We start from the raw sequence: 15,433 nt of genomic DNA, 5'->3' as shown, positions 1-15,433 counted from the left end.
AAAAGATGTTTGAAACATAAAAGAAAGGGTATAAAAAGAGGTCGGATTCTGTCCGCTTTTCTATTTATAGGCATTCAGTGCTGAATTAGGGGGGAAATTATGAGTTTTAGAAAGAAACAGTTCCTGGGTTTTGGGATCATTATGCTATTTGTGGCAGCGATCCTATTCTTGACAGTTTATTTTATGAATGGGATGAGAAGCAACCTTAGGGAAATCACTGAGGACAGATATGAAAAAGTTAAAACAGCTGGTGAAATCAGGCAGGGATTTACCCAGTCTGACCAGGTGATTCTGCAGCTGATTAACAGTGAAAAGGCTGCCGATGCGGAAAGCAAAGAGAGAATTGAGGAAAACAGAAACGCAATTCTGCAGGGCATAGCATTTCTTGAGGACCGCCTCAATCGTGAGGAGGCACGGGATCTGCTCACGCAGATCCAGATTGAATACTCCGCCTTGATCAACACAGAGGATGATCTGATAAGGGCGCTGGATGGTGATGTACCTGCAGCAGATTTGCGGAGGCTTATGGAAAGCCGTCAGGAGCAGAGAGACAGCCTTAGTGAAGACTTATCTGACTTCAGTGCTTTTCAGGAAAGCCTGATGGGTGCTTCAGTGGAGAAGTCGCGTGATACATATGATCAAATGATAATCAGCATTATAGCAGGGTCCATCCTTTGTCTTACTGCTGTCGTGGCAGCGGCTTTCTGGGTGATTAGAAGCACATCCATGAGCCTGAAAAAGATAATCAATGTCATATCCCGGGTGAATTATGCCGATCTTTCTTCCCTTCCCAGGGTAGAAATTAATACAAAGGATGAAATAGGCGAAATCGGTCTTGCTTTCAATGAGATGGCTGCATCGCTTGAAGACTATAGTTTAAAAGAAAAAGACTATACGAAACATATATCTGAACAAAATTGGCTGCAGACGAATATTGCAGACATCGCTACGATGTACCAGGATATAACGGATATCAGGACTCTGGGAGAAAAATTTATAGCAGAAGCAGCTGTTATTCTGGATGCTTCTGCCGGGGCGTTTTATTTGCGCAATGGCGAAGGCAGGGACATGAAGTTCCTTAAGCAGGCGAGCTATGCGGGAGATGGAAAAGATGCTGGCAGGGAGGAATTCTACCTTGGCGAAGGACTCATCGGACAGGCAGCCTTGGATAAGCGGACCAGGGTGCTGAAGGAGATTCCCGACGACTACTCTCTTGTCAGTTCCGGACTTGGGGAAATGAAGCCTAAAAGCATACTGATTGCCCCGGTCCTGTTTGAAGGGAATGTCACTGCAGTCGTAGAGTTTGCTTCCATCAGGGAGTTCACAGCTCTTGAAGAGAAGCTTCTGACACAGCTGCTGGATACGCTCGGTATTACAGTCAACAGTGTGCTCGGAAGAATGGAAATCGAGCGGCTATTAAAAGAATCCCAGATGATGACAGAAGAGCTCCAAGTACAGTCAGAAGAGCTCCAGACTCAGTCTGAGGAACTTCAGGTCCAGTCAGAAGAGCTGCAGTCGCAATCGGAAGAGCTTAGGATGATCAATGAACAGCTTGAAGAAAGAACAAGAGATGCAGAAAAAAAATCCCGGGATCTGCAGCAGGCCAATAAGGATATTGAAGAAAAAGCAGAACAGCTGTTATTGAGCTCAAAATATAAATCTGAATTCCTGGCCAATATGTCGCACGAGCTCAGAACCCCGCTGAACAGCATCCTGCTGTTGTCAGAAATGCTGTCAGAGGGGCAGGGTGAAGAGATACCTGAGGAGCAAAAGGAAGTAGCTAAAGTAATCCACTCATCAGGAAAAGACCTGCTTTCTCTCATTAATGACATCCTGGACTTATCTAAGATTGAGGCCGGAAAGCTGGATATGCTCTTTGAAGAGATGAATTTGAGCGAATTGCCTTCTTATCTGGAATATAATTTCAGCCACCTTGCACAAAAGAAGAATCTGGACTTTAATATTTCAATTGCTGAAGACCTTCCCGGAATCATGTATACTGATCAGCAAAGATTCCAGCAGATTATCAAGAACCTGCTTTCTAACAGCTTTAAATTCACAGAGAAGGGCTCTGTTTCGATCGAAGTAAATCTTGCTGATCCTGAAAAGACAAAAAATCTGCCTTTAAAATCAAAAACTGATTTTTGGACAGAGATAAAAGTGTCTGATACAGGAATAGGCATTCCTGAAAGCAAGCAGTCGATCATCTTTGAAGCATTTCAGCAGGGAGATGGTGCATCTGTAAGGAAATACGGAGGCACAGGGCTTGGCCTTTCCATATGCAGGGAATTTGCAAAGCTTTTGGGAGGCTGGATATTCGTGGATAGCGAGGAAGGGAAGGGAAGTACCTTTACACTGTTTATACCTAGCCTTCCTAATGGCCTTGAGGAAGAACAGCATACTGCAGCAGCACACCTCGAAATAGCCGCTTCGGCTGCCGCAGAAGAAACAATTACAGACACGGGTGTGGAGGAGCCGGAAGTTCCTGCGGGAATTTCAAAGGAAATCCGTCATATCTTTAAGAATAAATCTGTGCTAATATGTGATGATGACAACCGCAATATCTATGCGCTTGAAAAAGCGCTTAAAGCTGAGGGCATGGAAGTTACCACAGTGCAGAACGGGCAGGAATGCCTGGAAATGGTCGGGCAGAAAAGGGATATTGACATTATTCTGATGGATATTATGATGCCTGTTATGGATGGGTATGAAACAATGCAGCGGCTGAGATCCATGGATGGACTTGAACAAATGCCGATCATTGCATTGACTGCAAAAGCGATGAAAGGGGACAAGCAGAAATGTCTGGATGCAGGTGCATCCGATTATATCAGCAAGCCCCTGAAGCTTGATCAGCTCCTGTCCGTCATGCGGGTGTGGCTGACAAAAGCTTCAAAGTAAATTGGAAAGGGGCATATGTGTGAAAAAGGATGTGCTTAAGGCGGACGAACGGGAAAAAATTGAGATGGATCTGCTCCTTGAGGCGGTCTACCTGATTTCCGGCTATGATTACCGCCAATATATGCGCTCCTCTGTGGAAAGAAGGATACAGCATAGAATGAGGCTGGAGCAGATTCCGACAATCAGCAGGCTCACTGAGAAAGTCCTGCACTATCCAGGCTTCATTAATAGAATATTGGACGATTTATCCATCAGTGTGACAGAAATGTTCCGGGACCCGTCCTTTTTTAGAGCTTTTCGTGAAAAGGTTGTACCCCGTCTCAGAGCTCTCCCGGAAATCCGGATATGGCATGCAGGCTGTGCTACAGGGGAAGAAGCATATTCTATGGCAATATTAATGGAAGAAGAGGGACTTGGCAGCAAAACCAGGATTTATGCGACCGATATAAACGAAAATGTTTTAAAACAGGCAGAGAGCGGGACATTTTCCCTTGCCAGGATGCAGACTTATACTAAGAATTACATCCAGGCGGGAGGGAAGAGGGCTTTTTCAGAATATTATTCTACTGACGAATTCAATGCCTATTTTCACCGGGAGCTTGTAAAAAATGTGATATTTGCCCAGCATAACCTGGTGACTGACGGCTCTTTCAATGAGTTTCATGTCATCATCTGCAGAAATGTAATGATTTATTTTACACCTCATTTGCAGCAGGATGTCCTTGACCTATTTCATGAGAGTCTTTCTGTTGGCGGGTTCCTGGGACTTGGAAACAAAGAAACGCTGAGAATCGGACGTTCAAAGGAAAATTATGCGGAGTTTGATGGCAAAGAGAGATTATATACGAAAAAGTAAGGAGATTGCCTGAATCGTTAGGCAGAAATTCAGAATAAGAAGGGCGGAACCAATGATGGTTCCGCCCTTCCATTTGATATTTTACATAGTTTTGGGACAGGACAGGACATTTTGCTGCAACCCATGGTAATTTATTGGGTGCAGCCCTGCTGGCCAGTCTGCATCTCTCTAAGCAAGCCCGGCAGCAGAATATTTCTGTGCGGCTTCAATGGCCGGATGCTTCAGCACCTGTTCGCTTTCCGCCTTGGCTTGGATCATGACGACACACATATCGTCCGGCTGGCATGCTTGGAGCTCTTTTGGGATGACAAGATTAATGGGCGCATCAATTGTTTCTTTGTCCCATTTCCTGCCCGCAGCCTCTGCCAGCAAGGGAATGCCATCCTCAAACTTCCGTTCAATGGCTTCCATCACCCCGTCGGTATATAAAAGGATTTGAATGCTCTTTTCGTATTCAATGATAGATTTTTCGACTTTTATGTTTTCCCAAAAGCCAATGGCGCAGCTTCCTTTTTTCATTGGGACTGTCTCCCGACCATCCACAAGGGCAAAGCATGGCGGATGCCCGGCATTAACGTATTCTACTGTTTTTTTCTTTGTATCGATCACCAGGTATACAGCTGTAAAATAGTAGTGGAGTCCGCTCTTTTTTTTCTCAAGCATAACCATCCATTTATTCAGCTCTTTGATTACTCTTTCAGGCTCGCTGAAATTCCTGATAACGTCCCTCAGGACAGAAGAGATGAACATGCAGACAAGGGAGGCTGAAATGCCATGCCCCATCATATCCAAAACAATGGCAGCATACCTGTTCTCATCAATCTTATGCCAATAATACATATCTCCTGCCAGTTTAAAAGCCGGAATATAGGAAGCATTAATATGTATGTGATCCTCCTGAACCATTTCGCTCAAAAGATTATGCTGGACCTGCTGAGCAAGATCCAATTCATCCCTTATTTTCTTTTCGTGCTCTTTATGCCAATCTTTTTCTTCCTTAAGCCTTAAAGCTACTCTTAATCTGGCTGCAAGCTCCACTTTATTGATAGGCTTTGTTATGTAGTCAATGCCGCCTACATCCAGTGCCTCTGCTACCTTTTGGGAATCCTCAAGGGCGGTGACAAATATGACAGGGATGTCACGGTACAGCGGATTCTCCTGGAGGCGTCTGCATGCTTCGATCCCGTCCATTTCAGGCATCATAATATCCATCAGGATGACATCCGCGGTGTTTTGGGCAAAAGCGGGCCCCGCGTTTTCCAAGTGCTTGAACAGGTCTTTAGCCGATGTAAATGACCGGTAGTCTTCATAGCCGGCATTCCTGAGAATTTTTTCAACTACAAACAAATTCACCTGGTTGTCATCCACTATTAAAATTGACATTCTCACTATCTCCTTTAGGAAAGGGAGCATTTTCAGCTCCTCATAAAACAGTTTTAATTCAGACAGGCCGGGGAAGCAATTACCTGTAAAAGTATTATGTATGACAGCGGTTCAGGAAACCGTTCCGCATTATATACCCGTCTTTTCCGGCTGCTAAACATATTTTCCCGGAATTTCCGTTATAGTTTCATGTTGCTGTACAAAATATAAAATAGAAAGGCCGTTTATTAGGCAGCTGCTCATGATTGCTGTAAAATAAAGGGTGATTTTTACATAGAGAGGAGAACCATTTATGGATGAAGAAAATAGCAAAGTGGATCTCCGGCAGGATTCAGGTGCAGATAAAATTTGGACAAGGGATTTTGTCTTGATCTGCATTGCCAATTTTTTTGTGTTTTTAGGCTTTCAGATGACATTGCCTACCATCCCTTTATTTGTCGAAGAGCTTGGAGGCAACGACCAGCTGATTGGATTCGTGGTCGGTATTTTCACATTTTCTGCCCTGCTTCTCAGGCCCTATGCCGGCCATGCTCTTGAAACAAAAGGAAGGCGCTGGGTTTACTTGCTCGGCCTTTTTATTTTTATTCTTGCAGTGGGAGCATTCGGGTTCGTACCGGGAATCATATTTTTATTTCTATTACGGATTATCCAGGGCGTGGGCTGGGGATTTTCCACTACTGCTTCCGGGACAATTGCAAGTGACCTGATTCCGCCTAAAAGAAGGGGGGAGGGTATGGGCTATTATGGCCTTTCAGGCAATATCGCCCTTGCTCTTGGACCTTCGCTGGGACTCACCCTTGCAGGAATACTGACATTCAAGCAGCTGTTTTTAATTTGTGCTGCTCTTGGCGGTGCCGCTCTTCTACTTTCATCACGGATACGCTATAAAAAAGTAGAAGAAAGCCAGGCCGCTGCAACTCCGGTAAAATGGGACTTTTATGAGAAAAGCGCCTTGAAACCATCCGTCCTGCTGTTTTTTATTACTGTCACTTTTGGGGGCATTGCTTCCTTCCTCCCGCTCTATACAGCTCAAAAGGGCATCGGCGGAATTCAATGGTATTTCCTTATTTATGCTCTATCCATTATGCTGACAAGGACCTTTGCCGGGAAGGTTTATGATTTAAAGGGACATAAAGCTATATTTGTACCAGGCGCTCTTCTGATATTAATCGCTATGGTCCTGCTTTCATGGCTGCCGGGCACCGGCATTTTATATCTCGCTGCAGTGCTCTATGGACTCGGATTTGGAAGTGTGCAGCCTGCTCTGCAGGCATGGTCGATTGAACAGGCACCAAGGAACAGGAGGGGAATGGCCAACGCAACATTCTTTTCTTTCTTTGATCTTGGTGTAGGGATTGGAGCAATGGCATTCGGGCAGATCAGCCACTGGTTCGGCTATGGCAGCATTTATTTAACTGCAGCAATATCAGTATTGCTATCAATGATCATGTATCTTATATTTCTTAAAAAAGAGGATACAGGTAAAAATGGAAAAGCTGGAGCACTGCAATAGCAGGCCCAGTTTTTTTTGTTATAAAAATAGGCACTGCTATGTCTTTTGACACTTTCCTTCAGGCAGGAACAGCAGTATGATAAAAACTTCAAAATTCATCATTAGGGTTTTGGCAGCAGGAAATCAGGGAAAAGAAAAGCAGAATGCGTCAATCTGAAAATTTCTGATGCTTAAACTATGTCCATGGGGGGATACATATGGCTAAAAGATTAATTCTTTTATCACTGCTGTCTGCTGTTTTATTTGTATTGATTTCCTCATTCGATTTCGATGCAAAAAAGACAAATGCCAACGTAGAAGAGAAAAAAGACTATGTTTCTTTTGAATATAAAATTACCAAGGTTGAAGAAGGGACATACTATGGGAAGTCTGCTGATGGATTGGGCATTTCTTTTACACTGGATGACCTGGATCAGAACATCATCATAAAAAAAGAGGATACAGTAGTCTGTTATTTTGAGAAAGACAATATGAGGGACGGATTGATCCGTGTCGAAAAGAAGTAGCCAGTCTTTTGATTGGCTTTTTTCTTTTGACGGAATAGTGCCGGCTGTGTTTTTTTCAAAAACGAAAGGGTAATAGTGTAGTGGATAAAAAATTTAAATGAAAGAGGCTGATCATATGGCAGATAATAAAAACAGCGATGACCGCAATCAGTATTTCCAGGATCGTGCAGGGACAGATGAAGCGAATTTCCATGTTGTGCCAAATGATGAAGAAGGCTGGGCTGTAAAAAAGGAAGGCGAAGATGAGCCGGAATTGACAACAGGCTCCAAGTCCGAAGCTGTGGACAAGGCAAAGGAAATGGCGAAGGAAGCGGGGACAATGGCTATTATCCATAATGATGAAGGAAGGATAGAGGACCAGGAGAATTACCGCCAATAAGGATTTAAGGCTTCAGCCCCTGGCTGAGCCTTTTTTTTGAGGAATGCCCGAACACCGTATTCGTTTTAAACGGGCTAATATGCTATTCTAAAATAAAGTTTGAAATACAGAGGGTGTCCATCATGAAAATAGTTTGCTTTGGTGATAGTCTAACCCGCGGAGTGTCCTACCTAAAAGGGCGGCTGAGAATCTTAAAAAAGAATTATCCAGCCGTTCTCCAGGAGCTATTTAAAAATAATAGTGCAGGTGAAGCGGGACTGCATATCGAAGTCTTGAACAAAGGTGTCTTTAATGATAATTCGAATCTTCTGCTGTCAAGGCTTGAACGGGATGTTACTGATGAGAAACCTGATTTTGCCATCATCAGCATTGGCGGCAATGACTGCAATTTTTCATGGGAAGAGGTCGCGCAAAATCCGGGCGGCGAACATAGGGCTTCAGTTCCGCTGGACAAATATGCAGACAATCTAAGATATATGATAGAGAAAGTAAAGGACAGCGGGATCACTCCCATTCTCCTGACCCTGCCTCCGCTTGATCCGGTCCGCTATTACGAGAATATTTCAGGCAAGTTCAGTTCACAGATCAGCGGCTGGATATGCAGAGTTGGCGGGATAGAGCACTGGCATGGAAAATATAATCAGAGTCTGAATAAAATTGCGGATGAACTGAATGTGTTGAAAATCGATGTAAGATCTGCATTAAAACAGGCGGGTGACCTGGCAGAATTAATTTCGGCCGATGGAATCCATTTGACCGAATGGGGTTACAAAATCCTTGGGGCAGAGATTTACAATTATCTTTCAGCCTTTATGCAGTCCGGCAATATGGATAATATGCATTTAACTTCTGTAACAGAAAAATAAGGGCAGCCCGTGGGCTGGCCTTTATTTTTATTGTAAGAATAGAAAAAAGCGATTTGCATCTGCAAATCGCTTTACTTAGTGAATCTTTTATGCGGCTGAGAGGACTTGAACCTCCACGGGGTTGCCCCCACTAGAACCTGAATCTAGCGCGTCTGCCATTCCGCCACAACCGCTTACTAGCAACTGAATTTATTATAGCATAATAATTATGTTTGTACACTATTTTTTTATATTTTTTTTGAAAAATTATCTGCCTTCACTGGCTGTATCATTTGCCAGCTGGAGCAGCTCTTTACTCCGCTCCTCAAGTGACCTGATATGGATCAGCTCTTCGGCAAGATCATGCAACGAGAGGATCTCATATAAAACCGCAGCCGCAGGTGAGATATGATGATGCTGATGCGGATGCAAATCAGCCGGGGCAAATGTTTCTTTCTGTTCATTGAACCATTGTGTGAGCGCATTTACTTGCTCCAGATAATCCTCAGCCGGCATAAAGCCTTTATCCTTGAAAATGAATGAAACGGTTTCCATTACCGGGATAGCCGCAGCATTGGTTTTCAGATCCAGGCTAAAGCGGGACTTTGGCAGGTAAACAAGGTTGCCAATATGATAAATCAATTGCCGGAGAATAATTAATTTCTTGTATTCAAGTCTGTAGCACCGTATTTCTTTGCGGGTAAAACGGTGAAACCTCCACTCATCCTTCTGATACAGGCACAATTTTTCAATTTTGTCCGTATCCCTTGACAGGTTCTGGAAATCCTCGAGAACTCCTGCTTTATCACGGGGGGAACCTGAGATATGGGTGAATACCGTCATTAAAATAGAGGAAGCCTTTTCGAAAGCTGAGTCTATTCCCAATGTAATAGTCTTAGAATACTGCGGAGGCATGATAAAGATATTGACCGAAGTAGAGACGATCAGGCCTGTGCAGGTTGTGCCCAGACGTATGAAAAAAGAAGCTGCGTAATGGTCGTGAACAGTTGAGATCATTGCAGCTCCGGTGAGCACAGCGACAACGGTGCCCTCATAGAGCCTCAGTCTATGGCAGGCAATGATGGTTGCAAGGGAAACGAATGCATACGAAAACGGACTGTCTCCGAACAGAAATGCAAAAAAGACGGCAAAACCTGCTCCTATGGCAGAAGCGGGAAGGCGGATGAATGCCTTCCTTATCGAGTCAGCAGCTGTTGGTTCTATTGTTACTATGGCTGTTATGACAGCGAACATTGCAGGCCAATCCAGCAAATGGCAGATAAAGGCTGTTACAAAAACAGCAATCCCGGTTTTGACAATCCTCCCGCCTGCAAAATTAAATAGATATGCTTTCATTTTTTTGCCTTCTTTAACTGTGTTGGATATTTTCATGATATATATATTATATCGCAACCCCCATGCACTATGGGGAAAATAACGAAGAGCCGGATTGCCGGCAAGTAGTCCAATCATACAAAGCAAATGTCATGAGAGGCAGAGAAGGGAGTGCTCCAATGCTCATTCACTTAGTTCCGAAAGATGATCTGGAGGCTCAGGGGATACGCTGGGTGCTGGAATCCCATTTAAGCGGGATAGATCTCAGGGTTTGGAAAAACATTCGTGATTTTTTGGCTGCCATCGAACACGGTTCACCGGGACTGGTCATTATCAATATGGACAGCTGGGAACAATTCTCCGGCGAAGAAGCGGAAGAATTGAAGAGTAAAAGATTATGCTGGCTGGGGATATCCTCTGAAAGGATTTTTCAGACAGCATACCGCGCACTTAAATACAGGGGAGAGGATGTGCTGTTCAGGCCCTTTTCTTCTTCAGAACTGATCAGGGCTGTCCAGCAGATCAGGTATGAGCTGAGGAACTCGCCGGAGCAGGGGCAAGCCGGACAAGCGCAATTACAGGAACCCGGCTATCCGGATTTGTTTGTCACAAATGGGGAGGAGGAGAGGGGTCTGACCATGGCTGCTTTCCTGACGCCTGACAGCTCAGCGCTTGAGTCATTATACAGCTTATTGAGCAGCCGCACTGCGGCTAAAGCCGGCAAAGTGTTCGCCTTGTCAGAGTTCGTCCTATTTGTCCGCACTTCACCATATGGAGGAGAGACATTGGACGAGTTCCACTCATTCATGGCGGTTTGGAAAAAAAGCTTTGCTGTCCCGCTTGCTGTTATCGTATATCAAACCAGGAAACCACAATCACTGAAGGATACCTACCAGCATGTACGGATGCTGACCAAACTGATCTTCTTTGAAGGCTATGACATTATCATTTCAGAAAATCATCCGTCTTTAACAAAGGAAATGGACCCTCTCCTGACACCGGTCGAGCAGAGGGAATGGATAGAAATGCTTGAAAAAAGAGACGTAAAAGCCATTCGGTTGTGGTGTGAAAGGGAGTTCCTTGCCCTTGAATCCCCATATCCTGATCCAGAGCTGGTGAGGGTCCGGCTGACAAGTGTGCTTGCTCAGGCGAGAAGATATATGAAAACCTATCAGCTGCAGTCGGATATATTGGAGGAAAATTACCACCGTGTTTTTCAGAAGATTGTCCATTCGCCGACCATCCATGAGATTGTCAATGAACTGGAGAAATTTGCGGCCAGGCTTTTTGAGGAATATAGCCGCAAAGCTATTGATCCTGTCCCGGCTGTTGAAATAGCCGAAGAACTAATAGAGTCAAATTACTGGAACGAGGGCTGGAATTTATCAGATTGTGCGGAATCCCTGGGAATACATAAAAGTACATTGAGCCGGCGGTTTGCTGCCGAGAAAGGACTGACCTTCCGCGAGAGGCTTCACCAGATCAGGATCCGTGAGGCAAAGCGGCTTCTGATTGAGACAGATCTGCCAATTGAAAGAATTGCGGCTATGTGCGGCTATTCACATCCCTCTTATTTTTCGTCCAAGTTCAAATCCATTGCATCTTCCACACCCGCTTCCTATAGGCGGAAAACTAAGTATAATTGAAATTTTTGAAATTCATCATAATTATGTCTACCTCAGTATCTTTGAACTGCAATCATTTGTAAAAATATCAACAGATTATAAATTAATTTCCTCCTGTCCAGAAGTAAAATGAAAGAAACTATAACAGGAGGGAATAGTGATGGAAACAGCTGCTGAGAGAGTGAAAAGATACCGGGGGAACCAACTGAATACAAAAGGCTGGCAGCAGGAAGCTGCCTTGAGGATGCTAATGAATAATCTGGATCCGGATGTAGCAGAAATGCCTGATAAGCTGGTCGTCTACGGGGGGATCGGGAAAGCGGCCAGAAACTGGGAGAGCTTTGATGCTATAGTAGAGACGCTAAAGAAGCTGGAAAATGACGAAACTCTCCTTGTCCAATCAGGCAAACCCGTAGCCGTCTTTAAGTCGCATAGTGATGCTCCGCGTGTATTGATTGCCAATTCTAACCTCGTGCCGGCATATGCCAATTGGGAAACTTTTCATGAGCTTGACCGCAAGGGCCTTATGATGTACGGGCAGATGACCGCCGGAAGCTGGATTTACATTGGTTCCCAGGGAATTGTACAGGGGACATATGAGACTTTTGCCGAGCTGTCAAATCAGCATTTTGGAGGTTCCCTTAAAGGCACTATTACTGTAACAGCAGGCCTTGGAGGCATGGGCGGGGCCCAGCCGCTCGCTGTTACGATGAATGGCGGTGTCTGCATCGGGATAGAAGTGGATGAGACAAGAATTGACCGAAGGATTGAAACAGGCTACACGGATATGAAAACGGATTCATTGGAGGATGCCATTTCCCTGGCTGAGCAGGCAAAGAAAGAGGGGAAGGCCCTTTCTATCGGCCTTGTAGGCAATGCTGCTGAAATACTTCCGAAAATGCTGCAAAGGAATTTCATCCCGGAAGTATTGACAGACCAAACATCAGCCCATGATCCGCTGAATGGCTATATCCCTGAGGGCATGGAACTTGGCGAGGCAGAAGATTTGAGGGCTGCGGATCCAGCCGAATATGTCAAAAGGTCAAAATCATCCATGGCTGTTCATGTGAGAGCGATGCTTGAAATGATGAATAAGGGCGCCATCACCTTTGACTATGGCAATAATATCCGCCAGGTGGCAAAGGACGAGGGGGTGGAGGATGCTTTTGCTTTCCCTGGCTTTGTTCCTGCCTATATAAGGCCGCAGTTCTGTGAAGGCAAAGGGCCTTTCAGATGGGCAGCCCTTTCAGGAGACCCTGAAGATATTTACAAAACCGACCGGGCTATCCTGAGAGAGTTCAGCGATAATGAGCATTTATGCAATTGGATCAGGATGGCTCAGGAAAAAATCCAGTTTCAGGGGCTCCCATCCCGCATATGCTGGCTTGGCTACGGAGAAAGAGCCAGATTCGGCAAGATTCTTAATGATATGGTCGCGAGCGGGGAACTGAGTGCACCGGTAGTAATCGGCAGGGACCATTTGGATTCAGGTTCGGTCGCTTCTCCGAACCGTGAAACCGAATCCATGCTGGACGGGTCTGATGCTGTTTCAGATTGGCCGATTCTCAATGCGCTCATCAATGCAGTTGGCGGCGCTACTTGGGTCTCCCTTCACCATGGAGGCGGAGTCGGGATGGGCTACTCCCAGCATTCGGGTGTAGTCATAGTTGCAGATGGCACTAAGGAAGCTGAAAAGCGCCTTGAAAGGGTGCTCACTACTGATCCCGGCATGGGAGTTGTCCGTCATGCTGATGCTGGATATGAATTGGCAAAGAAAACTGCGAGAGAAAAAGGTATTAGAATGCCAATGCTTGATAAGGGGAGTGACCAGGCATGAGCAGCAGGATCTTATGGATTAAAAATGCCTCTCAGCTTGCGACTCTCGCCTCAGGCGTGAAAGGTCCGCGCTCAAAAAGTGATATGTCAGAGCTCGGACTGATTGAAAACGGAAGCTTATTGATCAAGGGCAATAAAATTTTGGCAGCAGCTTCAGCAGGGGAAATCGAAAAAAAATATGCTGCCATCCTGAAGGATGCAGAGATTATTGATGCTTCCGGCCGGCTTGTCACTCCGGGACTGATCGATCCCCACACTCATGCAGCATATGGCGGCGGCCGGGAACAGGAGTTTGAAATGCGCCTTGAAGGTGCCAGCTATATGGATATCATGAACAGCGGCGGCGGAATCCACGCAACAGCTAGAATGACAAGGGAGGCATCGGAAGAGGAGCTGCTGGAGCAGACTGCTGTCCGCCTTGATTCCTTCCTTGCTCATGGAGTTACAACAGTAGAAGGAAAAAGCGGTTATGGAATGGAGCTGGAAACCGAGCTGAAGCAGCTGCGGACGATGAAAAAACTGAATGAACAGCATCATGTTGATATTGTCCCGACCTTCATGGGGGCACATGCAGTGCCGCCGGAATACAAAGGAAGGGAAGATGAGTTCGTTGATTATATTATTGAAGTGATGCTGCCGGAGGTGTCTGCTGAAAAGCTTGCAGAGTTCAATGATGTATTCTGCGAAGTGGGAGTCTATACTCCTGAACAGGCAGAGCGGATTCTTGAGGCCGGGAAAAAGTTCGGGCTGCTTCCTAAGATACACGCAGATGAGATTGAGTCCTATGGCGGCGCAGAGCTGGCTGCCAAGGTGGGAGCTGTTTCGGCAGAACATCTGCTGAAGGCTTCGGAAGCTGGCATTGAGGCGATGGCAAAGGCAGGTACAATTGCCTGCCTGCTGCCGGCAACGGCTCTTTATTTGCGGGAGGAAGCTGCCAAAGGGCGGAAGATGATTGACAGAGGGGTGCCTGTAGCAATCTCAACAGACTGCAACCCTGGTTCATCGCCGACAACATCCATGCCCCTCGTCATGAATCTTGCCTGTATCCTGATGAGGATGACGCCGGCAGAGGCATTGACAGCTGCAACCTATAATGCAGCATGCGCCATCAGGAGAGAAGACCGGATAGGATCATTGGAAGAAGGCAAGCAGGCAGATATTGTCTTGTGGAATGTGAAGGACTACCGGGAACTGCAATATTTGTTCGGGGTCAATCATGTCCATTCCGTCTGGAAAAAAGGCATAAAGGTGGTGGGCTAGGATGGAGACTCGCTGGCTGACGAAACCCGGCTGGTCCTGGAATACGGCTGAAGGCAGCTCCCCTGAATTCGTCCATCAATGGATCCGTCCGCTGGAACAGACAGAAGGGGAACCCAATGTCATCATTTATGGAGCACCCTTATCAAGATCATCCATCAGTGTTTCAGGTGCATCCTTATACCCGGATGAATTCAGGAAAATGTGGAAAGGATACGCAGCCTATAATCTTGATGAAGATATCGATTTGACCTCTTTAACTGCTGCTGATGCAGGAGATGTACTTATGCATACAACTGATATCCCCCTTTCCCATAGCCGTATTCAGGAGACAGCCTGTTCACTGGCAAAAGGCTTCCCTGAATCTGTCAGCTGCCTGATCGGCGGGGACCATTCAGTCACAGCCTGCTCTGTCCGCGGAATTAAGGAAGCTTTTCCTGACGAAAGGATTGGGATCCTTCAGCTGGATACCCATCTGGATGTAAGGGACCCGAAGGAGCTCGGGCCTGCGAATGGCACACCGATCCGCCAGCTTATCGATGGCGGTGCTGTGAAGGGGGAGGATATAGTCAATATCGGACTTCATGGCTATTTCAATGCAAGGCCGCTGGTTGAATATGCAAAAAAACACAAGATCCGGATGGTGACCATGAAGAATGCCCGGAGGCAAGGGCTGATCCAAACAGTGCAGGAGTCTCTGGATGATTTGGCAGCCAGGACAGACCGTGTTTATGTAACAGTGGATATGGATGTTCTGGACATCTCCGCAGCCCCGGGCGTGCCTGCGTCAACTCCGGGCGGTATGATGCCTGGCGAACTGTTTGATGTCCTGCTCGAAATTGGCAAATGTCCGCATGTTTTGCATATTGACTTTGTCTGTCTTGACCCGACAAAGGATTCCAACGTGTCAGAAACGGTAAAAGCGGGTGTATATGCCTGGCTGCAATTTATGACCGGCTGCACAATGCGGAAAGAAGGATTGAACATTCACTGTTAA

At 45.9% G+C, this 15,433-nt stretch carries 12 protein-coding genes and 1 tRNA gene; 10 read left to right on the top strand and 3 right to left on the bottom strand.

The window, feature by feature from the left end; genetic code table 11:
- Positions 1-99 precede the first annotated feature (99 nt).
- A complete protein-coding gene (locus N288_RS14635; protein WP_009795543.1) occupies positions 100-2,901 on the top strand; it encodes a sensor histidine kinase in 2,802 nt (933 codons plus the stop codon).
- Positions 2,902-2,965: 64 nt separating this feature from the next.
- A complete protein-coding gene (locus tag N288_RS14630) occupies positions 2,966-3,757 on the top strand; it encodes a CheR family methyltransferase (protein ID WP_083783141.1) in 792 nt (263 codons plus the stop codon).
- A gap of 168 nt (positions 3,758-3,925) precedes the next feature.
- Here N288_RS14630 and N288_RS14625 read toward each other — a convergent pair whose 3' ends face one another.
- Positions 3,926-5,140 carry a fused response regulator/phosphatase gene (locus N288_RS14625; RefSeq protein WP_009795545.1) on the bottom strand — a complete coding sequence of 405 codons (1,215 nt, stop codon included), beginning with the start codon at positions 5,138-5,140 and terminating at the stop codon, positions 3,926-3,928.
- Between the two features lie 292 nt (positions 5,141-5,432).
- Here N288_RS14625 and N288_RS14620 point away from each other — a divergent pair, with 292 nt between their 5' ends.
- The 4 genes from N288_RS14620 (at position 5,433) to N288_RS14605 (ending at position 8,404) form a co-directional block, all read left to right on the top strand.
- Positions 5,433-6,653, top strand: a complete 1,221-nt coding sequence (locus tag N288_RS14620; protein ID WP_009795546.1) for an MFS transporter — start codon at positions 5,433-5,435, stop codon at positions 6,651-6,653.
- A gap of 197 nt (positions 6,654-6,850) precedes the next feature.
- Positions 6,851-7,159: a hypothetical protein gene (locus N288_RS14615; RefSeq protein WP_009795548.1), complete on the top strand. Its 309-nt coding sequence runs from the start codon at positions 6,851-6,853 to the stop codon at positions 7,157-7,159.
- A 115-nt stretch (positions 7,160-7,274) separates the two neighbouring features.
- Complete coding sequence (locus N288_RS14610) at positions 7,275-7,538, top strand: DUF2188 domain-containing protein (protein WP_022544061.1); 264 nt, start codon at positions 7,275-7,277, stop codon at positions 7,536-7,538.
- 122 nt (positions 7,539-7,660) lie between these two features.
- Entirely contained in the window at positions 7,661-8,404 is a 744-nt protein-coding gene (locus N288_RS14605; RefSeq protein WP_022544060.1) for an SGNH/GDSL hydrolase family protein, read from the top strand.
- 90 nt (positions 8,405-8,494) lie between these two features.
- On the opposite strand, the gene N288_RS14600 is transcribed toward N288_RS14605, so the two are convergent.
- Together N288_RS14600 and N288_RS14595 are read right to left on the bottom strand one after the other, a co-directional pair.
- Positions 8,495-8,577, bottom strand: a tRNA-Leu gene (locus tag N288_RS14600).
- 73 nt (positions 8,578-8,650) lie between these two features.
- Positions 8,651-9,739, bottom strand: a complete 1,089-nt coding sequence (locus tag N288_RS14595; RefSeq protein WP_035403393.1) for an aromatic acid exporter family protein — start codon at positions 9,737-9,739, stop codon at positions 8,651-8,653.
- Positions 9,740-9,897: 158 nt separating this feature from the next.
- Between N288_RS14595 and N288_RS14590 the strand changes: the two genes are divergently transcribed.
- The 4 genes from N288_RS14590 to N288_RS14575 all read left to right on the top strand — a co-directional run bounded on the left by N288_RS14590 (position 9,898) and on the right by N288_RS14575 (position 15,433).
- Positions 9,898-11,364 carry a response regulator transcription factor gene (locus tag N288_RS14590; protein ID WP_022544059.1) on the top strand — a complete coding sequence of 489 codons (1,467 nt, stop codon included), beginning with the start codon at positions 9,898-9,900 and terminating at the stop codon, positions 11,362-11,364.
- Between the two features lie 139 nt (positions 11,365-11,503).
- Entirely contained in the window at positions 11,504-13,180 is a 1,677-nt protein-coding gene (hutU, locus tag N288_RS14585; RefSeq protein WP_009795553.1) for a urocanate hydratase, read from the top strand.
- Complete coding sequence (hutI, locus tag N288_RS14580; protein ID WP_009795554.1) at positions 13,177-14,439, top strand: imidazolonepropionase; 1,263 nt, start codon at positions 13,177-13,179, stop codon at positions 14,437-14,439. The genes hutU and hutI overlap by 4 nt, the downstream gene beginning before the upstream one ends.
- 1 nt (position 14,440) lies before the next feature.
- Positions 14,441-15,433 carry an agmatinase family protein gene (locus N288_RS14575; protein ID WP_009795555.1) on the top strand — a complete coding sequence of 331 codons (993 nt, stop codon included), beginning with the start codon at positions 14,441-14,443 and terminating at the stop codon, positions 15,431-15,433.

The organism is Bacillus infantis NRRL B-14911, assembly GCF_000473245.1.
Taxonomy (GTDB): Bacteria; Bacillota; Bacilli; order Bacillales; family Cytobacillaceae; genus Bacillus_AB; species Bacillus_AB infantis.
The sequence above is the reverse complement of the archived record's forward strand: the minus strand, read 5'-3'. Positions and strand labels throughout refer to the sequence as shown.